We start from the raw sequence: 19,733 nt of genomic DNA on the forward strand, positions 1-19,733 counted from the left end.
GCTAAAGTACCAGCAGCCCGAAACTTGCCAGAAGGTCGGTGGCCTGGCCTTTCGAGATGACGGCGCCCTTGAGGATCGCTGCCTCGTTCAACTTCAAGCCACCGAGGTCGCAACCGCGCAGGTCAGCCTTTTCGAAGCGGCAGCCACGCAAACTCGCGCCTCGCATGCTGCAGCCGTCGAAGGTGCATTCGCGAAAGTCGCATCCCCTGAGGTCGGCATCGCTGAAGTCGACATTGGTCAGCGTCTTCTTGCGAAACGAGGCGTCCGGCAGGAAGGCGCTGACGAGCTTGCACTCCTGAAACTCGATTCCAGCGAGATCGCAATCGAAGAAGTTTGCCCCGGTCAGCTTGCACTGGCTGAATCTTGTTCCGTTGAGCTTCGAACGGGACCAGTCCGTGTTGGCAAAATCGCAGTTGTGGAAATGCGCGTCGACGGCTTTCACCGAGCCAAACTGCGCGCCGCCGACACGGCAGTCGGTCAAGCGCGCATCAGCGAGATTTGCCGCGGTGAAGTCGCATCCGGTGAAGTCGCAACGGGAAAATTCGCAGCCTGTCAGGTCGAGACGGGAAAGATCGCTGCCGGCAGCCTTCATGCCTTCGAATGCACGCTCGCCGCGCTGCATTTCGGCGACGAGCGAAGCCTTGGCCTCGTGCTGGTTGGCGGACATGCGATTCTCCTTGTCGTGCCGTGTATTCCATACCCTTCCAGAGATCGGAAGGCCGGGCGGAACCGCGCCACGGCCGTTTCCGCCGCTGCGGGTCGGGGAACAAACGCTTAACCTTAATGCCGCCTTAACCTTCCCCTCGATAGTCTGGCAGCCGAATCCGCCTGCTGCGCATGCGCGTGGGCAAGACATCTATGGACGGGGACAAGGCATGCGTTCTGAGGTTTCCTCACCGCTCGCGCTGACCGCAACGGGGCACGGCATCCAGGCATTCGCGCGACGCCAGGCAGGCCGCGCGGCAGGGCTCGGCTTGTTCGTATCCGTCGTCTTCGGGCTCGCGGCACTCGGCACCTGGAACGTCGCCGACCCGAGCTTCAGCCATGCGACCGACAACCCCGTGACCAATGCCATGGGCTATCCCGGCGCGGTATTTGCCGACCTTGCCATGCAATTCTTCGGCCTGGCCTCGGTCGCGGCACTTGTGCCGGCCATCATCTGGGGGGTGTTCCTGGCGACAGCGCGCGGGGTCGACCGCATGCCCAGGCGCGGTCTTGCCTGGTTCGGGTCAGCAATTCTGGCAGCGGGCATCGCCGGCTGCGTCGACGCGCCACCGACCTGGCCGCTGCCGACCGGGCTGGGCGGGGTGTTCGGCGACATGGTGCTCAAGGTGCCGGGTCTGTTCATCGGCGGCTATCCCAAAGGCCTGGTCGCCACCGTCATCGGCGTGCTGCTGATTGCGCCTGCGATCTGGCTGTTTGCCCATGGCGCGGGCCTGCTCAACCGCCAGAACGGCTTTGCGGTCATCAATGCGAAGCCCAAGCCCGACATGCGCGAGCAGGATTTCGCCAGCTTCGACGACGAGGACGACGAAGATGGCGAGGGCTTCATGGCGCTCGGCGCCGTCACCCATTGGTGGCTGTCGGCCAAGGCCTATTTGCGCCGTCGCGCCGCCAAGCGCCGCGAAGAGGACGGTTATGACCTGCCGGTCAAGCGCGAGAGCGCCTGGCGGCAGGCGGCAGAGCGCGTCGAGAAAGCGGAGCGGGCGGAAGCGCGCGTCACCGACGGCGGCCGGGCGCGGGTGGAACCGGAATTCTTCGCCCAGATGGTGTCGCGGGAACGCACCGCCTCCATCGATCCGGATGATCAGGACGTGTTCGGCGACGACGACGGCTTCGACATGCCGTCTGTAGCGCCGGAGCCGCGCCGGGGCGCCAATGCCAAGGTGCAGAACTACCGCTCGCCGGCCCAGCCGGCAGCCTCCGCCCGCATCGATGTGCCCGCCCCCCGGCCGGTGCCCGGAGCGCGGGTGCAGCGCGAGGCGCAGACCTCGCTGATCGGCACGGATACCTTCGAGATGCCGTCGCTGCACTTCCTCGCCGAGCCCAGGAATGTCGCCCGCGACGCAACGCTGTCCAAGGACGCGCTCGAGCAGAATGCGCGGCTTCTGGAGGGCGTCCTCGAAGACTTTGGCGTCAAGGGCGAGATCATCCATGTCAGGCCCGGTCCCGTCGTGACACTGTACGAACTGGAGCCCGCGCCGGGTATCAAGTCGAGCCGCGTCATTGGCCTTGCCGACGACATCGCGCGTTCGATGAGCGCGATCGCCGCCCGTGTCGCCGTGGTTCCGGGCCGCAACGCCATCGGCATCGAACTGCCCAACGCCAGGCGCGAGACGGTCTATCTGCGCGAGATCATGGCCAGCCGCGACTTCGAGACGACCAAGGCGAAGCTCGCGCTGGCGCTCGGCAAGTCGATCAACGGCGAGGCGGTCATCGTCGACATCGCCAAGATGCCGCACGTGCTGGTCGCCGGCACCACCGGCTCGGGCAAGTCGGTGGCCATCAACACGATGATCCTGTCCTTGCTCTACCGCATGACGCCGCAGGAATGCCGGCTGATCATGATCGATCCGAAGATGCTCGAACTGTCGGTCTATGACGGCATCCCGCATCTGCTGACGCCTGTCGTTACCGACCCGAAGAAGGCGGTGGTGGCGCTGAAGTGGACGGTGCGGGAGATGGAAGACCGCTACCGCAAGATGTCCAAGGTTGGCGTGCGCAACATCGACGGCTTCAATGCACGCGTGGCGGCAGCCGACAAGAAGGGCGAGAAGATCTCGCGCACCGTGCAGACCGGTTTTGACCGCCAGACCGGCGAGGCGATCTACGAGACCGAGGATCTCGATCTCGAGCCGATGCCCTACATCGTCGTCATCATCGACGAGATGGCCGACCTGATGATGGTCGCCGGCAAGGACATCGAGGGCGCGGTGCAGCGCCTCGCACAGATGGCCCGCGCGGCCGGCATCCATGTCATCATGGCTACACAGCGGCCGTCGGTCGACGTCATCACCGGCACCATCAAGGCCAACTTCCCGACCCGCATCTCCTTCCAGGTGACGTCGAAGATCGACAGCCGCACCATCCTGGGCGAGCAGGGCGCTGAACAGCTGCTCGGCATGGGCGATATGCTCTACATGGCCGGCGGCGGCCGCATCCAGCGCGTCCACGGCCCCTTCGTCTCCGACGACGAGGTCGAGAAGGTCGTCGCCCACCTCAAGCTGCAGGGCGTGCCCGAATATCTCGACGCCATCACCGAAGACGACGGCGAGGACGACGAACAGCCGTCGGGCAAGGGCGGCAGCGGTGGCGGCAATTTCGAGGACTCCGACGATCCTTACGACCAGGCGGTGGCTGTGGTGCTGCGCGACGGCAAGGCCTCGACCAGTTACATCCAGCGCCGGCTCGGCATCGGCTACAACCGCGCCGCCTCGATCATCGAGCGGATGGAGAAGGAAGGCATCGTGGGTGCGGCCAACCACGCCGGCAAGCGCGAGATCCTGGTGCCGACCGAAGACGACAAGATGTGAGGACGGAACCGGAATCACGTTTTTGCGTTCACAGCGTGACGTTGTGTCAAACTTCGGCCCAACTAAGCAGCGATAGGTTGTCCAACTGGAATGAGACGAGAGCTATGACCGACAATCTCTTCGCCCCGACGCGCCGGCGCCTGCTAGGGCTCGCGGCTGCGATGGCGCTCACGGCAGCGCCGCTGATGGTGCCCTCGGCTTCGGCCGCCGCACAGGCATCCGACGCTGCGCAGCGGATCGCCGACCATTTCTCCAGCGTGCGCTCGATGTCGGGCGAGTTCGTGCAGTTCGGCCCGCGCGGCGAGCAGACGGGCGGCAAGTTTTATCTCCAGCGCCCCGGCAAGATCCGCTTCAATTATGAGGCGCCGTCGTCCTTCAGGGTGATCTCGGACGGCCAGTCGGTGGTCATCTTCAATTCCAAGATGCGCACCTCCGACGTCTACCCGTTGTCGAAGACGCCGCTGAAGCTCCTGCTCGACGACCGCATCGACCTCAGCGGCAGCAAGGTCAAGAGCGTCAGGGAAGAAGAAGACCTGACCACCATCAAGCTTTCGGACGGGGCGTTGTTCGGTCGCTCGACCATCACCATGATGTTCGATCCGAAGACCTACGAACTGCGCCAGTGGACGATCACCGATGCCCAGGGCAAGGACACCACGGTCATGGTGTTCAACGTCAAGGAAGGCGGCACGTTCGGGCCCGATACCTTCCGGATCGACTACAAGCTCAACCGCGAGCTCAACACCAGGAAGAAGAACGACTGACGCGACAGCGGTAGCATTGGCGCGATCGCGTTAGTTGTGGAAAGCGGCGCCCCCGGCGCGGCATCCATCGTTGCGGCTTGTCATCGCCAGCCCTGGCTGGCAGGGTCCGCGCGAAATCACGCCGGACGACGCCAGACATGCCTTTTTCAATAGCCACCTGGAACATCAATTCCGTGCGCCTGCGCATGCCGCTGGTCGAGCGCCTGCTTCTGGAGAAGGCACCCGATGTGCTGTGCCTGCAGGAGACCAAGTGCCCGGACGACCAGTTTCCCAGCGCAGCGTTCCGCAAGCTCGGTTACGAGCACATCGCCTTCCACGGCCAGAAGGGCTACCACGGCGTCGCAACCGTGGCGCGGCGGCCGCTGGAGATCGTGGAGAAGCGTCGCTTCTGCGAGAACGACGACAGCCGGCACCTGTCGGTCCGCTTCGAGGCCGGCGGCAAAAAGCTCACCCTGCACAATTTCTACGTTCCCGCCGGTGGCGACGAGCCTGACCCGGAGATCAACCCGAAATTCCGCCACAAGCTCGATTTCGTCGCCGAGATGAACGAGATCCGCGCCCTGCATGATGACGCTTCCGCCTCGGTGCTGGTCGGCGACCTCAACATCGCGCCGCTGGAGCACGACGTGTGGTCGCACAAGCAGCTGCTCAACGTCGTCAGCCACACGCCGGTCGAGACGGAGAATTTCGAGGCGATGCGCAAGGCCGGCGACTGGGTCGACCTGATGCGGCTCAACGTGCCGGACGAGCAGAAGATCTATACGTGGTGGAGCTATCGGGCGAAGGACTGGGAACTGTCCGACCGCGGCCGCCGGCTCGACCATGTCTGGTCGTCAGCCAATCTCGCACCGACACTTGCCGGCATCGAGATCCTGCGCGATGCCCGCGGCTGGGAACGGCCGTCGGACCATGTACCTGTCATTGCGAGATTCGATCTGGACTGAGAGATTCAGGTGAGGGCGGGCTGCCCTTTCCTTCCCGGGCAGGACAGTAGCTATGCGTGCGCCTTCTTTTTCCATTGTGGGGAGAAGACGAGCAGATTCTTCGACCGTTTTTGATGTCATCCGCGTTGCGGCATGGATTGCCGACACTCTCCGCTCCCTCCGGTCGCTCACAAGGTCGGGAATGACGGATTGCCTGCACCTTGCTGCCAATGTCCACCGTTGGAGATTGGCGGAGACATCATAGGAAGCTCGTCATTCCCGACCTCGTGAGCGAGTGAAACGAGCGGAGAGTGTCGGGAATCCATGCCGTTACGCTAACTAGTCCGGGCGCCCCGCCACGGCGATTGCTGGCAGCGGCGAGCCGCAGCTACTTCCCGAATCTCGGCGCCATGGTCTCGATGTCGGCGATCAGCTCCTGCAGGTCGGCAAGGATGTGCTCGTGCAGCCTGGCCGCCAGCTCGGGATATTCCTCGAGGATGCGGTGGAACATTTTCCGGTTGAGCCGGATGATTTCCGAATCAGTGGCCGCGGATGCGCTTGTCAGGCGCCTGGTGTCGGCGATGAGGGCGAGTTCGCCGAGCATCGCGCCTGGACCGGCGAAGCCCAGTTCGGTGCGATCATCGCCGACCTCGCGGTACAGCGCGATGCGGCCGCTGACGACGACGTAGGCCGAATCGGCCTCGTCGTCCTCGCGATAGAGCTTGCGCTCGGCGGGAAGATGGACAGTCTCCGCGCCGAACGCAAGCAAACGCAGCTGCTCCTGGGTGAAGCCGTCAAACAGCTTCACGCCGGACAGGATGCGGATGTCGTCATCCAGCGCCATTGTGTCCCCGACTTCTCAGCCCGGCTCCCCCTCCCTGTCGCTGGCCGGCGGCCCCACCCGCCGAAACCGCCGGTCAGGGGACCAGCTTGTATCCGCCGCTTTCTGTCACAAGAATTTCAGCATTGGAAGGATCGCGCTCGATCTTCTGCCGAAGCCTGTAGACATGTGTTTCCAGAGTATGCGTCGTAACCCCCGAATTGTAGCCCCAGACCTCTTCGAGAAGCACGTCGCGGGTGACTACTTTCTGGTCGGCGCGGTAGAGGTATTTGATGATCGAGGCTTCCTTTTCGGTGAGCCTGACCTTGCCGCCGCGCTGGTCGATCAGCAGCTTCTGGCTCGGCTTGAAGGTGTATGGGCCAACCGAGAAGGTGGCGTCCTCGCTCTGCTCGTGCTGGCGCAGCTGCGCGCGGATGCGGGCGAGCAGCACGGCGAAGCGGAACGGCTTGGTGACATAGTCGTTGGCGCCGGCTTCCAGGCCCAGGATCGTGTCCGAATCGGTGTCGTGGCCGGTGAGCATGATGATGGGCGCCTTGTAGCCGCCCTTGCGCAGGATCTTCACCGCTTCGCGGCCGTCCATGTCGGGCAGGCCGACGTCCATGATCAGCAGGTCGATGAGGCCGCCTCGCGCGACGTTGACGGCCTTGGCGGCGGTGGCTTCTTCCAGGACTTCGAACTCGTCATAGAGCGCGAGCTGCTCGACCAGTGTGCTACGCAGATCGTCGTCATCGTCGACGATGAGGATGGTGCGAGAGGTCATGAATCAATCCGTTGTTCTGAAATCAGTATTCTGTTGACCGCGGCAATCGAATGCGGAAGCTGATCGCCACAACTTGCGGCGGGGGTGATTTGTTCCGCCACGAGATCATACAAGAAATATCATGGGCGCAATTGCGGCGGGTGATCTTTTTGCAAACAGGTATTTCGACGATCATCGTGCGGGCAAAGCCGGGCGACCGGACCAAGGGCCTGTTGCAGGTGGGAGGGACGGTGTTCCCCTGTGCGCTGGGTCGCGGCGGCATCTCCACTGACAAGCGCGAAGGCGACGGCGCCACGCCGCTCGGCGCGATGCGCCTGCTGTCGGGCTATTTTCGGCGCGACCAGTTCGTGCCGGGGCGGAGCCGGCTCGCCATGCGCCCGATCAGCGAAAATCTCGGCTGGTGCGAGGTGCCCGACGACCGCAACTACAACAGGCCGGTGAAGATTCCTTACGGCGCGAGCCATGAGCGCATGAAGCGTGACGACCGGCTCTACGACGCCTGCATCGTGCTCGACTGGAACATCAGGCCACGCCGGCGCGGGCGCGGTAGCGCCATCTTTTTCCATCTGGCGCGGCCTGGCTTCACCCCGACGCAGGGCTGCGTGGCGGTGACAGCGCGGGTGATGGCGCGGCTGTTGCCGCTTCTGTCTGATCGCACGGTGCTGAAGGTGGTTCGCTAACGGTTGCTGGGACGGCGCGGCTGCTGCCAGCCGATGTCGCGAAGGCCGAGCAGGCCGAGTTCGGCGTCGACGGCTTGGCCGATATCCTTGCAGGCGATGCCGGTGTCACGCCGGTAGTGCTCGGTCAGGCAACCGAAATCCTGCGCTGGCGCGTCAAGTGCCGCCCACATCTGGCGAAGCCAATCGATCAAGGGCTGCAGCCGGGCCGGCTGCACATGAGGGACCTTCAGGATATCGGTGGACATCGTCTCGCTCGTATCAGGACATCAAATCCGGTTTGACATTATTTGAACCGGCCTCATGATGAGGTCCTGAAAGAAAAAAGAGAAACGAGTAGTTCTTTCTCGATCATCAAGTCTGGTTTGAAGATCCGACGATGCGTTCGATGCCCGGGACACGTGCGCTGAGGACCTTGGAGGCGGCCGGCCGGCACCTCAACTTCACCCGTGCTGCCGACGAACTTGGCCTGACGCCGGCGGCGGTCAGCCACCAGATCAAGGAAATCGAGGACCAGCTCGGCGTATTGCTGTTCACCCGCACCAGCCGAAGCATCAGGTTGACCGAGGCGGGTGCTGCGCTGTGCGACGCGGCGGCCGATGCCATCGAACTGCTCAACCGGGCGGTGTCGAGGGCACGCAAGCTGACGCGTGGAACGGCGCAACTCAAGGTCACGCTCGACGCGCAGTTTGCGGCGAAATGGCTGATGCGGCGTGTCGACGGCTTCCGCAAGCTGCATCCCGACATCGAGCTCAGGTTCGACATCAGCTATGACGTGCGCGATTTTGACCTCGACGACGTCGACGTCGCCATCCGCTTCGGCATGGGCAAATATCCGGGGCTGCGCGCCGACCGTCTGTTTGACAACATGATCATCCCGGTGTGCAGCCCGAACCTCTTGCGGGACGGGCCGCCGCTGCGGGTGCCGCGCGACCTGTTCAACCACACGCTGGTGCATATCGAATGGTCGCAGCAGGGCGTGACCTGGCCAAACTGGCGGATCTGGATGGCCGCCGCCGGCGTCGACGATTTTGATGATAGCCGCTCGATCGTGTTCACCAACTCATCCGATGCGGTGCAAGCGGCGATCGACGGCGGTGCCGTGGCGCTCGCCGATTTCGCCATGGTCGCCAACGATCTGTCGGAAGGCCGGCTGGTGCGGCCGTTCGACCTCGGCATCAGGGTGTCGCGCGAGTTCGCCTATTTCCTGGTCTATCCGCAGGGCGTGGCCGACGATCCGCGCATTGGGGCGTTTCGGGAATGGATCCTGATGGAAGCGGCGCAGTCGCAGATGTGACGCTTAAACGAAACGCCAGACCGTAGTGCGCTTGACCTCGGCGTCCTCGAGCGCGCGAGTGACCGGCACCTCGTAGGTCGCCAGCTTTTCCAGCCGATCCTTGGGCAGATAGGCGCGGCCGGGGTCGCCGACGAGAATTTCGGCGCCGCGTTGGCGCAGTGCTGAAAACCATGGCACCAGCCGGTCGGCGAAGGGCTTTTCGTAGAAGACATCGCCGGCGAGCACGACGTTCCAGCCGCCGTCATGGCCGACGAGGTCAGTGCCGGTGAAGCTCACGGCCATCTTGTTGGCCTCGGCATTGAGGCGGATCGCCGCCTCGCAGAACGGGTCGATGTCCGCGCCGACGACCTCTTTCGCACCGGCCTGCATCGCGGCGATGGCGACGAGGCCGGAGCCGGAGGCGAAGTCGAGCACGCGCTTGCCGGACACGGTTTCGGCATGGTCGAGCACATAGCGCGCCAGGCCCTGGCCGCCGGCCCAGGCAAAGGCCCAGAACGGTGGCGGCAGGCCGATCTCGGCCAGTTCCTCCTCGGTCCGATGCCAAAGGTCGTGCGCCTCGTCGGCGAGGCGCAGCGCGATCTCGGGGACATGCGGCGGCTGCATCAACGCCGTGTTGGCGAGGATGAAGTTTTCCGCACTTTCCGGCGTAAGCTGCTTCTTCACGGTGTCTTCAAGGGGCTTTGTCGAGACCGGCCATGCGGCAGACCTCTTGCCACTCGTCCAGTGTGACCGGCTGAACGGAAAGGCGCATCGAGGTGACCAAAGACATCTTTTCCAGCGCCGGGTTCGCCTTGACGTCGGCGAGGGTGACGGGGCGCGGAATATCGCTGTGGTAGCGGATGTCGACGCATTCCCACCGCGGGTCGTCGGTGGTGGTGTCGTGATGGGCGAGCGCGCAGACCTCGGCGATGCCGACGACCTCCAGGCCCTCATTGGAGTGGTAGAAGAAACCGAGGTCGCCGAGTTGCATGGCGCGCATGTTGTTGCGCGCGAGGTAGTTGCGCACGCCGTCCCATTGCGTTCCCTGCTTGCCCTGGGCCTTCAGCATCTCCCAGGAGAATTTGAACGGCTCGGACTTGAACAGCCAGTATTTCTTGTCACTCATAGTCTCACGCGCCGGCGGCGCGTCCCCCAGTTTTTCGGCGCGGACGTTCAGGAAATCATGCGGCCGGGTTATTGAAGACCCAGTTCCACGGCCGGATGTCGACGCTGTCGAACAGGCCGGCGTTGGCATAGGGGTCGGCGTCGGCAAGGGCCTTGGCCGCCGCAGCATCGGTTGCCTCGATCACCACCAGGCTGCCGTCGGGCTTGCCTTCTGCATCGAGGAAGGGGCCGGCGAATTTCAGCGTGCCCTTGGCGTTGAGGTCGTTGAGGAAGGCGACGTGCTCGGGGCGGGTGTCGAGGCGGACCTGGAGATGGCCCGGCTTGTCCTTGCAGATCAGTGCGAAAAGCATGTTGTCCTCTCCAACAATCAAATCAGTCGGCTTCGGCGCGCAGCGGCCGCGACATCAGCCCGGCAATCGCCTCGTTGATGGTGATGGCGCGGTCGAGCAGGGCGACGACCGCCTGAACGATCGGCGCGTCGACGCCGCGCTCGCGGGTCAGGCGGGCGGCGATATAGGCGGTGGCGACGCCCTCCGCGAGCGGCCGGCCGGACAGTTCCTCGCCCCGACCCAGCGCCATGCCGTAGGCGAAATTGCGCGACTGGGCCGACGAGCAGGTGAGCATCAGGTCGCCGAGGCCGGACAGGCCCATCAGCGTCTCGGGCCGGGCGCCGAAGGCCGCGCCGATGCGGCGCAGTTCGACGAAGCCGCGGGTGACGAGTGCTGCCTGGGCACTGGCGCCAAGGGCAGCACCAGCTACTGCGCCGGCGGCGATGGCGAAGACGTTTTTCAGCGCGCCGCCGATCTCGACGCCGACCAGGTCGTCGGACGAATAGCAGCGAAGATTGGCGGCGGAAAAGCGTAGCGCCAGCGCCGAAGCACGCGCCTCGTCCTCGGCGGCGACGACGACGGCGGTCGGCAGGCCACGCGAAACGTCGGTGGCAAAGCTCGGGCCGGAAAGGGCTGCGACCGGATTGTCGGGCAGGATTTCGGCCGCGATGTCGGACAGCAGCCGACCGGTGTCGCGCTCGATACCCTTGGCGCAGAGCACCAACGCCACATGGGCGGCGAGATGCGGCTTGACCTCCGTGAGCACGGCGCGAAGCGCCTGCGCCGGGGTGACGACGAGAACGCAGTCGGTGCCGGAAAGTGCGGTGGCAAGGTCCGTGGTGGTGGCGATGCCGGTCTCAAAAGTGATTCCGGGCAGGTAGCGCGGATTCTGTCCCTGCGCGATCGCCTCGACGCTTGCGGCGTCGCGGGCCCAGAGGGTGACGGCGTGTCCGGCGCGCAGCATGGCAAGCGCCAGGGCCGTGCCCCATGCGCCGCCGCCGAGAACCGTGACCTTGTATGCGCTCATGCCTTGGCTCCCCGCCTGCCGGAGCCGACGACCGGTGTCGAGACGCTGTCCAGTGGCCAGCGCGAGCGCGGCACGAAATCGAATGCGTCTGGTTCAACAAGGTTGGCGCGCAGCCGCTCGATGCCGGCCCAGGCGATCATGGCGGCATTGTCGCTGCACAGCGCCATCGGCGGGGCCGTGAAGGTGAAGCCGTTGTCAGCGCAGAGCTGTTCCAGCTTGGCGCGGATCTGCTTGTTGGCGGCGACGCCGCCGGCAACGACGAGCGCTGGCTGGTTGCTTTGGGGAAATTCCTTGCGAAAGCGGTCGAGCGCGCGGCGGACGCGGTCGGCAAGCGTGTCGGTGACGGCGGCCTGGAAGGAGGCGCAGATGTCGGCGACGTCCTGGTCGCTCAACGGCGCCACGGCTGTCGCGGCCTGCCGCACCGACGTCTTGAGGCCAGAGAAGGAAAAGTCGGGCTGGGCCGAACCCTTCATCGGGCGCGGGAAGACGAAACGTGTGGCGTCGCCCGTGGCGGCGGCCTTCTCGACATTGGGGCCGCCGGGATAGGGCAGGCCGAGCATCTTGGCGGTCTTGTCGAAGGCCTCGCCGAGCGCGTCGTCGATGGTGGTGGCCCAGCGCTGATAGTCGCCGACGCCACGCACAAGCACGATCTGGGTGTGGCCGCCGGAGACGAGAAGCAGCAGGTAGGGGAAGTCGAGACCGTCTGTCAGCCGCGCAGTCAGCGCATGGCCTTCGAGATGGTTGATGGCGATGAGCGGCTTGCCCGAGGCGGCGGCGATGGCCTTGGCCGTCATCAGCCCGACGATCAGGCCGCCGACGAGGCCGGGGCCAGCAGTGGCGGCGACGGCGTCGATGTCGTCAAGCGAGACGCCCGAATCCTCAAGTGCCGCCTCGACGATGCCGTCGAGTGCCTCCACATGGGCGCGGGCTGCGATTTCGGGAACGACGCCACCGAAGGCCGCATGCTCCTCGATCTGGCTGAGTACGGTGCTCGACAGGATGCGCGGCGCCTGGCCGGCTTCGAGCGCCACCACGCTGGCGGCGGTTTCGTCGCAGCTCGTCTCGATGCCCAGAACACGGATCAATTGGTCGCTACCCTGCATGATTGCCCGGTGGTAGTTTACTAGATAGGAGGGACGGCACCGCCCCGCCAGCGCGGGGTTATCACGGACTGGGCGACATGCAAACAAAAGCCTTGAGAATCGGAACCCGCGGCAGCCTGCTGGCGCTAGCACAAGCGCATGAGACGCGCGCACGGCTGATGGCGGCGCACGGCCTGCCCGAAGAAGCCTTCGAGATCGTGGTCATTTCCACCAGCGGCGACCGCATCCAGGACCGGCCGCTGGCGCTGGCCGGCGGCAAGGGGCTGTTCACCAAGGAACTGGAAGAGGCGATCTATTCGGGCGAGATCGACTTCGCCGTGCATTCGTCCAAGGACATGCCGACGCAACTGCCCGACGGGCTCGAACTGTCGGCCTTCCTGCCGCGCGAGGACGTGCGCGACGCCTTCATCGGTCGCGCAGCACCCAGGATCATGGACCTGCCCGAGGGGGCGGTAGTCGGCTCGTCGTCGCTCAGGCGGCAGGCGCTGATCCGGCGCATGCGTCCCGACCTCGACGTCGTGATGTTCCGCGGCAACGTGCAGACGCGGCTGCGCAAGCTCGACGAGGGCGTGGCGCAGGGCACGATGCTTGCCAATGCCGGGCTGAGGCGTCTCGGTCTCGCAGACATCATCACCGACCTGATGCCGCTCGACGTCTTTCCGCCGGCGCCGGGGCAGGGGGCGATCTGCATCGAAAACCGGATCGGCGACAAGCGCATCACCGACCTGCTCGCGGCGATCGACCATAAGCCGACAGGGCAGGCGCTGGCCTGCGAACGGGCGTTTCTCGCAGCGCTCGACGGCTCCTGCCGCACGCCGATCGCCGGTCATGCGGTGATCGACGGCGACAAGCTGTCCTTTTCGGGGCTGATCCTGACGCCCGACGGCACCAAGTGGCATGACGCCAAGGCCGAGGGCCGTGCAGCGGACGCCGCCGAAATCGGCCGCAAGGCCGGCGAAGATGTGCGGGCGCGCGCCGGCGAGAAGTTTTTCGAGGGGTGGAGCTAAATGACACGCCGCGTGCTGGTGACGAGGCCGGATCCCGGCGCCACCCGCACCGCGCGGCGCCTTGAAGCACTCGGCTTCGAGCCGGTGCTGCTGCCGCTTTCCGAGACGCGCGCGCTGCCCGTCGCGCGCCATAGCGTGCCTTCCGATGCCGTGGCGGTCGCGGTGACCAGCGCCAATGCGCTACGCCACGCGCCGAGCGGGCTGATCGAGCGCCTCGCCAGCCTGCCCTGTCATGCCGTCGGCACCCGGACGGCGGCGCATGCAAGCAAAGCCGGCTTCTTTTCCGTGCGCGAAGGCCCTGGTGATGCAGAGGGACTTGCCGACCAGATCGCCAGGGAATTCGGCAGCGCGACGCTCGCTTATCTTTGCGGCCGGGTGCGGATGCCGGATTTCGAGCGCCGGCTCGAGATGAACGGCACGCGCATCGTGGCGATCGAAACCTATGACACTGTGGCGCTCACGCCCGATGAGGCGATTGTCCGACAGCAGTTCGGCGGACAGCCGGTCGATGCCGTGCTGGTCTATTCGGCGACGTCGGCCACGGCCCTCAGCGAACTGATGGCCATGCAGCCGGAGGCCGAGCGTCTGATTGCCTCGGCGCGCTGTCTTTGCTTGTCGGGGCGCATCGCTGCGGCGCTTGGAGGCAGCTTGCGTGCAGAAATAGCACCCGCCCCCAATGAGGATGCCCTTTTTGAGCTTTTGGGCATGCCGGATTGACTGCTCCTGACCCTTGCCATCACGCGGCCTTTTTTAGCTGGACGGTGGGTGTTACTGATTTTCTTCTTCGATCCTCGCATCCGTCGCGGGGCCTGTGCCAACAAATCGCGGAGCCGCAAACATGGTCAAGACGCCGAAGACGCGCCATTCGAAGACGCATCGTGAGCCAGTGACGATCGAACTGGAGCCCGGTGCGGTGTCGCGCGTCGAGGCGGCCGAAGGTCAGCCGGCGGCGGCTAACCAGGATGCCGAGGCCATTGCGGCGTCGATCGGCGACGAGGCGCTGGCTGCGGCGGAGAGCGTGCAAGCAAACCCCAAGGCCGAGGCTGCTTCGGCGGGGCGCGACTATGGGTTCGAAAACATGCAGCCTTCGGAACGGCCCAATCCCGAAGCGCAGCCGCGTCCGGCTTCGTCGGATGCCAATGCTGCCAGCGCACCCAAGGCGGCAGCTGGGCGGCAGCGGACATCCGGCATCGGACCCGGTCTGGCAGGTGGTCTGATCGCGCTCCTGGTTGCGGGCGGGCTGCAATATGCCGGCTTGCTTGGCACGCCCGGCGCGGTTGCACCGGCCGGCGACGAGGAACTGCAGGCGGAAGTCGCATCGCTCAGGTCGCAGATCGCCGATCTCGGTGCGGCCAATGCCAGCGGCGACTTGAGCGGAACGGTCGCAGGGCTATCTGCGACGGTCGAACAGGTGGAATCCGAGGTCGAGGGGCTGAAGTCGGCGGCCGGGCAGGCCGGATCGGCCGATGCGCTTGCTGGGCTCGACGCGCGGATCAAGACGGTGGAAACGCAGGTCGGCTCGCTCGGCCAGGGCGGAAGCGCGGAGGCAGAGATCGCAGCGCTGAAGGAGCAGATAGCCTCGCTCGATGCGGCGGTGAAATCGGCAGGCGAAGCCGCCAGCGCCGAGGACGGCAAGCTTGCTGTGCTGGAGCAGTCGGTTTCCGCGCTCACGTCCAAAGTCGAGGCGCAGGCTTCGCAGCCCAAGATCGCGCTGGCGATCGCGGCGTCGGCGCTGAAGGCGGCGGTCGATCGCGGCGGGGCGTTTGCCGCCGAACTCGAGACATTCGCGGCAATCTCACCAAATGCACCGGAGCTCGCCACCTTGCGGGCCTATGCGGAAAAAGGTGTGGCGACGAGGGCCGACATCGTGGCGGAAACCGATGCGGCCGCCAATGCGATGATCGCGGCGGCAAAACCCGTCAATCCGGACGCCGGGATCATGGAGCGGCTGGTCGCGAGTGCCGAATCACTCGTCAAGGTCAGGCCGATAGGTGCTGTGGAAGGTCCCGGCGTGCCGGAAACGGTGGCGCGCATGGAGATGGCGGTCAAGCAGGGCGATTTCGCCAAGGCGCTGGCCGAATACGAGACGCTGCCGGACCCGGTGAAGGTGGCCGGAGCCGACTTCGCTGGCAAGCTCAAGGCGCGTCAGGACGTCGAGGCGCAGGTCAACCAGATCGTCGCCGGCGCGATGAAGGCGTGAGGCGAAGGACCGCAAGATGATCCGCATCCTGTTTTATCTCGCCATCGTCTTCGCCCTCGGGCTCGGCTTTGCCTGGCTGGCCGACCGGCCGGGCGACATGGTCGTGACCTTCGGCGGCTACCAATATCAGGTCAGCCTGATGGTCGCTGCCGTCGCTGTGACCGCGATCGTCGCGGCGGTGATGCTGTCGTGGTGGCTGGCCAAGGCGCTGTGGAACAGCCCCTATACCATCGCCCGGCATTTCCGCGCCCGCCGGCGCGACCGCGGCTACCAGGCGCTGTCGACCGGCATGATCGCCGCTGGCGCGGGCGATGCAGCCCTTGCCCGCAGGAAGAATAAGGAGGCGGCCAAGCTGATCCGCTCCGACCAAGAGCCGCTGATCCATCTGCTTGATGCGCAGGCGGCATTGCTCGAAGGCGACCACGACGGCGCACGGCAGAAGTTCGAGGCGATGCTCGACGATCCGGAGATGCGGCTGCTCGGCCTGCGCGGGCTCTATCTCGAGGCCGAAAGGCTGGGCGACCGGGCTGCAGCCCGCCACTATGCCGGCCGTGCCGCGGACCTTGCGCCGCAGCTTGGCTGGGCGGCGGATTCGACGCTCGAGGAACGAGCCGAGCGCGGCGACTGGGACGGCGCGCTGGCCCTGGTCGACGCGCAGAAATCGACCCGGCAGATCGAGCGTGAAACGGCCAACAACAAGCGCTCCGTGCTTTTGACCGCCAAGGCGATGTCGCTTTACGACAGCGACTTCAACGCCGCTCGTGTAGCCGCCCTCGAAGCCAACCGGCTGCGGCCTGAATTCGGGCCGGCGGCGGTGGTTGCTGCCAAGGCACTGTTCCGCAACAATGACGTGCGCAAGGGCTCGAAGGTGCTGGAGGTGGCCTGGCAGGCCGAGCCGCAGCCCGAAATCGCCGATCTCTACGTCCATGGCCGCCCGGGCGACGCGGTGCTCGACCGGCTGGCGCGGGCCAAGAAGCTGCAGTCGCTCAGGCAGAACCATCCCGAATCCTCGCTTGCGGTGGCGCGTGCGGCACTCGATGCGCAGGACTATGCGCTTGCCCGCGCCGAGGCCGAGGCTGCGGCGCGGATGCAGCCACGCGAAGGCGCCTATCTGTTGCTCGCCGACATCGAGGAAGCCGAGACTGGCAACCAGGGCAAGGTCAGGCAATGGCTTGCCAAGGCGGTGCGTGCGCCGCGCGACCCGGCCTGGGTTGCCGACGGCGTGGTATCGGAGCGCTGGGCGCCGTTCTCGCCGGTGACGGGCAGGCTCGACGCCTTCGAATGGCGCGCGCCGGAAGAGCGGCTCGGCCATCTGATCGAACAGGACGACGAGCGCCCCGAGCCGGTGGTGATCCCGAGCATTTCCGTCGCCCACACCGACGACATCGTCGATGTGCCAGTCGACAGCGACGTCGAAGCGAAGCCCCAGACGAGCGCCGACAGGGCGGTGGCAAACGACGGTCCATTTGCACCCGACAGCGCCGAGACCGCCGAGGATGACGAGCCGGCGGAACCGGTCCGCTTGCCCGACGATCCCGGCGTCGATCCCGACGAAGCGCGGGCGGACACGCAACGCCGCTTCCGTTTGTTTTGAATGGCCGGCATGCCTAGATCAGGGCTTTGCCGAAGCAGGATTCGCCAATGTTCGAACGCATGATTTCGTTTCTGAAGGATCTTCCTTCCGCCGGCAGCAAGAGGCCGCGCGAGGACGATCCGCGCGTCGCTGCCGCGGCGCTGATGTATCACGTCATGAATGCGGACGGCGATCGTCAGGACGTCGAGTGGGAACGCGTCAAGCAACTTTTGGCGCAAAGCTACGGCATCTCCGGCGACGAACTCGACCGGTTGGCGAAGGCCGGCGAGCAGGCTGAGAACGAGGCCATCGACCTCTACGCCTTCACCAGCGTGCTCAAGCGCAGCCTGGATGAGGACGCACGCAAGGACTTCGTCGCGATGATGTGGGAGATCGTCTACGCCGACGGGGAACTGCACGAGATCGAGGACAACACCATCTGGCGCATTGCCGAGCTGATCGGGGTCGAAAGCCGCGACCGGATCGAGGCCAAGCGCAAGGCGGCGCAACGCGCCGCACGTTCGACAGGACTTGAAGGGGACGAATAGGGATTTCGATGCGGGGGGCGATGCGGGCGAAGACGAAGCCAAGGATCCTGGTGGTCCTGCATCAGGAACACTCCAGCGCCGGACGGGTCGGACATGTGCTGGTCGAAAACGGTTTCGACCTCGACATCCGTCGCCCGCCGCTGGGCGACCATCTGCCCGAAACACTCGACAGCCATGCCGGCGCTGTCGTCTTCGGCGGGCCGATGAGCGCCAATGACCATCATGAATTCGTGCGGCGCGAAACCGATTGGCTGGCCGTGCCGCTCAGGGAGAACCGCCCGTTCCTCGGCATCTGCCTCGGCGCGCAGATGCTGGTCAACCATCTCGGTGGCAGGGTTGCCGGCCATGGCGAGGGGCTTGTCGAGATCGGCTGGTATCCGATCAAGGCGACCGAGGAGGGCCGCAAGCTGATGCATTGGCCCGAGATGGTCTACCAGTTCCATCGCGAGGGCTTTTCGTTGCCCGGCGATGCGGTGCTGCTGGCCTCGTCGGAAACCTACCCCAACCAGGCCTTCCGCTATGGCGACAACGCCTGGGGCATCCAGTTCCACGCCGAACTCACCCGCGTCATGATGCACCGTTGGGTGGTCCGCGGCGCCGAGCGCTTCGTGCTGCCGGGCGCCCAGCCCGGCCGCGACCATCTGGGCGGCCGGCTGATCTGGGACATGCATCTGAAGCGCTGGCTCGACGAGTTCCTGGCCCGGATATTCGGCAGGCCGGCGCGGCGCTGAAATGTCAGGTGCGGCCGTCGAGCCGCCTGACCTTGCGCAGCTCCGGGAAGGCCCAGGCCCAGATGCCGGCCACGGCCACCGCCCCGACACCGCCGAAGACGACCGCCGGAACGGTGCCGATGAGGGCGGCCATGGCGCCGGCGCGGAATTCGCCGAGCTCGTTGGAGGCGCCGACAAAGACGCCGTTGACCGCATTGACCCGGCCGCGGACGCGATCGGGCGTCCACAGCTGGATCAGCGTCTCGCGGATATAGACGCTGACCATGTCTGTGGCGCCGAGCAGCGCGAGCGCAGCGATCGACAGCCACGGCACGGTCGAGATGCCGAAGACGGCGGTGCTGACGCCGAACAGGGCGACAAAGACAAACATCACCAGTCCGGCATGGTCGCGGATCGGGTGGCCGGCGAGCCAGACGGCAACGACGATGGCGCCGACGCCGGGGGCCGCGCGCAACATGCCCAAGCCCCACGGCCCAAGCTCGAGGATGTCGCGGGCATAGACCGGTAACAGGGCCACTGCACCCGACAGGAGCACGGCGAAGAGATCGAGCGAGATGGCGCCGAGCACGATCTTTTCGCCCCAGATATAGCGAAAACCGGCAAACAGCGTTTCCGAGGACGTCTTTTCGGCGACACTGTGCTGTGCTGGCTTGGGGATGGAGAAGATCAGCACTGATGCCGCCAGCATGAAGGCGGTTGCCGTGGCATAGGCGGCCTCGGCCGACAGCCCGTAGAGCAGGCCGCCGGCGACCGGGCCGACGATGGTGGCTGTTTGCCAGGCGGACGAGTTCCAGGCGACGGCGTTGGCAAAATCCTCGGCCGGCACCAGATTGGCGACCAGCGATGCCGAGGCCGGGCCGAAGAAGGCGCGGGCGACGCCGAAGACGGCCAGGACGACGAAGATCGGCATCGGGCCGGCGAGACCGTGGAAGGTGAGGGCCAGAAGGGCCGCGGCACAGCCGGCCTCGAGCAGCAACGCCAGCGCCATGATCAGCCGCCGGCCGTACCGGTCGGCGACAGCACCCGTGACCAGCACCAGAAGCAGCGCCGGCGCGAACTGGATGAGGCCGACCAGGCCGAGATCGAAGGGGTCGCGCGTCAGGTCATAGATCTGCCAGCCGACTCCGACCGAAACGATCTGGGTCGAAAAGGTGGTGAGAAAACGCGCCAGCCAGAAGCGCGAGAACGCACTGTGGCGGAAGGCGGCAAAGCGTTCTTGGGGCGTAATGGCGGTCTGGACGGTCATCTGGTCGCGAAAACACCTGTTTCCTCGCTGGCTCTCATGACGAGCCGGCGGGCGTGCTTAGCGCAGAATT

General features: G+C 65.6%; 21 protein-coding genes. 11 read left to right on the forward strand and 10 right to left on the reverse strand.

Annotated features, from left to right (window positions below):
* Position 1: 1 nt before the first annotated feature.
* Positions 2-667, reverse strand: coding sequence for a pentapeptide repeat-containing protein (locus ABSY17_RS25020; protein ID WP_378946973.1), 666 nt, complete (start codon positions 665-667; stop codon positions 2-4).
* A 208-nt stretch (positions 668-875) separates the two neighbouring features.
* Between ABSY17_RS25020 and ABSY17_RS25025 the strand changes: the two genes are divergently transcribed.
* The 3 genes from ABSY17_RS25025 (at position 876) to ABSY17_RS25035 (ending at position 5,241) form a co-directional block, all read left to right on the forward strand.
* Positions 876-3,533, forward strand: a complete 2,658-nt coding sequence (locus ABSY17_RS25025; protein WP_378946976.1) for a DNA translocase FtsK — start codon at positions 876-878, stop codon at positions 3,531-3,533.
* 104 nt (positions 3,534-3,637) lie between these two features.
* Positions 3,638-4,297, forward strand: a complete 660-nt coding sequence (locus ABSY17_RS25030) for an outer membrane lipoprotein carrier protein LolA (protein WP_378946978.1) — start codon at positions 3,638-3,640, stop codon at positions 4,295-4,297.
* 137 nt (positions 4,298-4,434) lie between these two features.
* Positions 4,435-5,241, forward strand: coding sequence for an exodeoxyribonuclease III (locus ABSY17_RS25035; RefSeq protein WP_378946981.1), 807 nt, complete (start codon positions 4,435-4,437; stop codon positions 5,239-5,241).
* Between the two features lie 367 nt (positions 5,242-5,608).
* Here ABSY17_RS25035 and ABSY17_RS25040 read toward each other — a convergent pair whose 3' ends face one another.
* Together ABSY17_RS25040 and ABSY17_RS25045 are read right to left on the reverse strand one after the other, a co-directional pair.
* Complete coding sequence (locus ABSY17_RS25040; RefSeq protein WP_378946984.1) at positions 5,609-6,064, reverse strand: cyclic nucleotide-binding domain-containing protein; 456 nt, start codon at positions 6,062-6,064, stop codon at positions 5,609-5,611.
* Between the two features lie 73 nt (positions 6,065-6,137).
* Complete coding sequence (locus tag ABSY17_RS25045) at positions 6,138-6,821, reverse strand: response regulator transcription factor (RefSeq protein WP_378946987.1); 684 nt, start codon at positions 6,819-6,821, stop codon at positions 6,138-6,140.
* Positions 6,822-6,997: 176 nt separating this feature from the next.
* On the opposite strand from ABSY17_RS25045, the gene ABSY17_RS25050 reads away from it, so the two are divergent.
* On the forward strand, positions 6,998-7,501 hold the full coding sequence (locus ABSY17_RS25050) for a L,D-transpeptidase (RefSeq protein WP_378953006.1): 504 nt from the start codon (positions 6,998-7,000) through the stop codon (positions 7,499-7,501).
* On the opposite strand, the gene ABSY17_RS25055 is transcribed toward ABSY17_RS25050, so the two are convergent.
* Complete coding sequence (locus ABSY17_RS25055) at positions 7,498-7,746, reverse strand: hypothetical protein (protein WP_378946990.1); 249 nt, start codon at positions 7,744-7,746, stop codon at positions 7,498-7,500. The two genes, ABSY17_RS25050 and ABSY17_RS25055, sit on opposite strands and share 4 nt — an antisense overlap.
* Positions 7,747-7,877: 131 nt before the next feature.
* On the opposite strand from ABSY17_RS25055, the gene gcvA reads away from it, so the two are divergent.
* Complete coding sequence (gcvA, locus tag ABSY17_RS25060; RefSeq protein WP_378946993.1) at positions 7,878-8,795, forward strand: transcriptional regulator GcvA; 918 nt, start codon at positions 7,878-7,880, stop codon at positions 8,793-8,795.
* 3 nt (positions 8,796-8,798) lie between these two features.
* On the opposite strand, the gene ABSY17_RS25065 is transcribed toward gcvA, so the two are convergent.
* From ABSY17_RS25065 to tsaD, 5 genes are all read right to left on the reverse strand, one after another.
* Entirely contained in the window at positions 8,799-9,398 is a 600-nt protein-coding gene (locus tag ABSY17_RS25065) for a class I SAM-dependent methyltransferase (protein ID WP_378953009.1), read from the reverse strand.
* Between the two features lie 67 nt (positions 9,399-9,465).
* Positions 9,466-9,900, reverse strand: a complete 435-nt coding sequence (locus ABSY17_RS25070) for an EVE domain-containing protein (RefSeq protein ID WP_378946995.1) — start codon at positions 9,898-9,900, stop codon at positions 9,466-9,468.
* A gap of 55 nt (positions 9,901-9,955) precedes the next feature.
* The gene (locus tag ABSY17_RS25075; RefSeq protein ID WP_378946998.1) at positions 9,956-10,249 is read right to left on the reverse strand and encodes a YciI-like protein; all 294 of its coding nucleotides are present in this window, start codon (positions 10,247-10,249) and stop codon (positions 9,956-9,958) included.
* Between the two features lie 22 nt (positions 10,250-10,271).
* Positions 10,272-11,255 carry an NAD(P)H-dependent glycerol-3-phosphate dehydrogenase gene (locus tag ABSY17_RS25080; RefSeq protein WP_378947001.1) on the reverse strand — a complete coding sequence of 328 codons (984 nt, stop codon included), beginning with the start codon at positions 11,253-11,255 and terminating at the stop codon, positions 10,272-10,274.
* Positions 11,252-12,337, reverse strand: a complete 1,086-nt coding sequence (gene tsaD, locus ABSY17_RS25085) for a tRNA (adenosine(37)-N6)-threonylcarbamoyltransferase complex transferase subunit TsaD (RefSeq protein WP_378953012.1) — start codon at positions 12,335-12,337, stop codon at positions 11,252-11,254. Before tsaD ends, ABSY17_RS25080 begins: the two co-directional genes overlap by 4 nt.
* Before the next feature lie 98 nt (positions 12,338-12,435).
* Here tsaD and hemC point away from each other — a divergent pair, with 98 nt between their 5' ends.
* The 6 genes from hemC (at position 12,436) to ABSY17_RS25115 (ending at position 18,417) form a co-directional block, all read left to right on the forward strand.
* Positions 12,436-13,365, forward strand: a complete 930-nt coding sequence (gene hemC / locus ABSY17_RS25090) for a hydroxymethylbilane synthase (protein WP_378947004.1) — start codon at positions 12,436-12,438, stop codon at positions 13,363-13,365.
* On the forward strand, positions 13,366-14,082 hold the full coding sequence (locus tag ABSY17_RS25095) for a uroporphyrinogen-III synthase (protein ID WP_378947007.1): 717 nt from the start codon (positions 13,366-13,368) through the stop codon (positions 14,080-14,082).
* Between the two features lie 121 nt (positions 14,083-14,203).
* Entirely contained in the window at positions 14,204-15,565 is a 1,362-nt protein-coding gene (locus ABSY17_RS25100; RefSeq protein WP_378947010.1) for a COG4223 family protein, read from the forward strand.
* Between the two features lie 16 nt (positions 15,566-15,581).
* The gene (locus ABSY17_RS25105; RefSeq protein WP_378947013.1) at positions 15,582-17,159 is read left to right on the forward strand and encodes a heme biosynthesis protein HemY; all 1,578 of its coding nucleotides are present in this window, start codon (positions 15,582-15,584) and stop codon (positions 17,157-17,159) included.
* Between the two features lie 47 nt (positions 17,160-17,206).
* Entirely contained in the window at positions 17,207-17,686 is a 480-nt protein-coding gene (locus ABSY17_RS25110; protein WP_378947016.1) for a TerB family tellurite resistance protein, read from the forward strand.
* A gap of 20 nt (positions 17,687-17,706) precedes the next feature.
* Positions 17,707-18,417: a glutamine amidotransferase gene (locus ABSY17_RS25115; protein ID WP_378947019.1), complete on the forward strand. Its 711-nt coding sequence runs from the start codon at positions 17,707-17,709 to the stop codon at positions 18,415-18,417.
* Positions 18,418-18,421: 4 nt separating this feature from the next.
* Here the strand turns inward: ABSY17_RS25115 and ABSY17_RS25120 are convergent, their stop codons facing one another.
* Positions 18,422-19,663 (reverse strand): MFS transporter, encoded by a 1,242-nt coding sequence (locus ABSY17_RS25120; RefSeq protein ID WP_378947022.1) that lies wholly within the window; start codon positions 19,661-19,663, stop codon positions 18,422-18,424.
* Between the last annotated feature and the right edge of the window lie 70 nt (positions 19,664-19,733).

Source organism: Mesorhizobium sp. ANAO-SY3R2 (assembly GCF_042466635.1).
GTDB lineage: Bacteria > Pseudomonadota > Alphaproteobacteria > Rhizobiales > Rhizobiaceae > Aminobacter.

What these genes read in the sequence shown, in the direction of transcription:
- ABSY17_RS25030 (WP_378946978.1), top strand. Translation starts at nt 3,638, where the DNA reads ATGACCGACAATCTCTTCGCCCCGACGCGCCGGCGCCTGCTAGGGCTC.
- ABSY17_RS25025 (WP_378946976.1), top strand. Translation starts at nt 876, where the DNA reads ATGCGTTCTGAGGTTTCCTCACCGCTCGCGCTGACCGCAACGGGGCAC.
- ABSY17_RS25065 (WP_378953009.1), bottom strand. Translation starts at nt 9,398, where the DNA reads ATGCAGCCGCCGCATGTCCCCGAGATCGCGCTGCGCCTCGCCGACGAG.
- ABSY17_RS25075 (WP_378946998.1), bottom strand. Translation starts at nt 10,249, where the DNA reads ATGCTTTTCGCACTGATCTGCAAGGACAAGCCGGGCCATCTCCAGGTC.
- ABSY17_RS25020 (WP_378946973.1), bottom strand. Translation starts at nt 667, where the DNA reads ATGTCCGCCAACCAGCACGAGGCCAAGGCTTCGCTCGTCGCCGAAATG.
- ABSY17_RS25045 (WP_378946987.1), bottom strand. Translation starts at nt 6,821, where the DNA reads ATGACCTCTCGCACCATCCTCATCGTCGACGATGACGACGATCTGCGT.
- ABSY17_RS25080 (WP_378947001.1), bottom strand. Translation starts at nt 11,255, where the DNA reads ATGAGCGCATACAAGGTCACGGTTCTCGGCGGCGGCGCATGGGGCACG.
- ABSY17_RS25095 (WP_378947007.1), top strand. Translation starts at nt 13,366, where the DNA reads ATGACACGCCGCGTGCTGGTGACGAGGCCGGATCCCGGCGCCACCCGC.
- ABSY17_RS25105 (WP_378947013.1), top strand. Translation starts at nt 15,582, where the DNA reads ATGATCCGCATCCTGTTTTATCTCGCCATCGTCTTCGCCCTCGGGCTC.
- gcvA (WP_378946993.1), top strand. Translation starts at nt 7,878, where the DNA reads ATGCGTTCGATGCCCGGGACACGTGCGCTGAGGACCTTGGAGGCGGCC.
- ABSY17_RS25100 (WP_378947010.1), top strand. Translation starts at nt 14,204, where the DNA reads ATGGTCAAGACGCCGAAGACGCGCCATTCGAAGACGCATCGTGAGCCA.
- hemC (WP_378947004.1), top strand. Translation starts at nt 12,436, where the DNA reads ATGCAAACAAAAGCCTTGAGAATCGGAACCCGCGGCAGCCTGCTGGCG.
- ABSY17_RS25120 (WP_378947022.1), bottom strand. Translation starts at nt 19,663, where the DNA reads ATGACCGTCCAGACCGCCATTACGCCCCAAGAACGCTTTGCCGCCTTC.
- ABSY17_RS25040 (WP_378946984.1), bottom strand. Translation starts at nt 6,064, where the DNA reads ATGGCGCTGGATGACGACATCCGCATCCTGTCCGGCGTGAAGCTGTTT.
- ABSY17_RS25115 (WP_378947019.1), top strand. Translation starts at nt 17,707, where the DNA reads ATGCGGGCGAAGACGAAGCCAAGGATCCTGGTGGTCCTGCATCAGGAA.
- ABSY17_RS25035 (WP_378946981.1), top strand. Translation starts at nt 4,435, where the DNA reads ATGCCTTTTTCAATAGCCACCTGGAACATCAATTCCGTGCGCCTGCGC.
- ABSY17_RS25070 (WP_378946995.1), bottom strand. Translation starts at nt 9,900, where the DNA reads ATGAGTGACAAGAAATACTGGCTGTTCAAGTCCGAGCCGTTCAAATTC.
- ABSY17_RS25110 (WP_378947016.1), top strand. Translation starts at nt 17,207, where the DNA reads ATGTTCGAACGCATGATTTCGTTTCTGAAGGATCTTCCTTCCGCCGGC.
- ABSY17_RS25055 (WP_378946990.1), bottom strand. Translation starts at nt 7,746, where the DNA reads ATGTCCACCGATATCCTGAAGGTCCCTCATGTGCAGCCGGCCCGGCTG.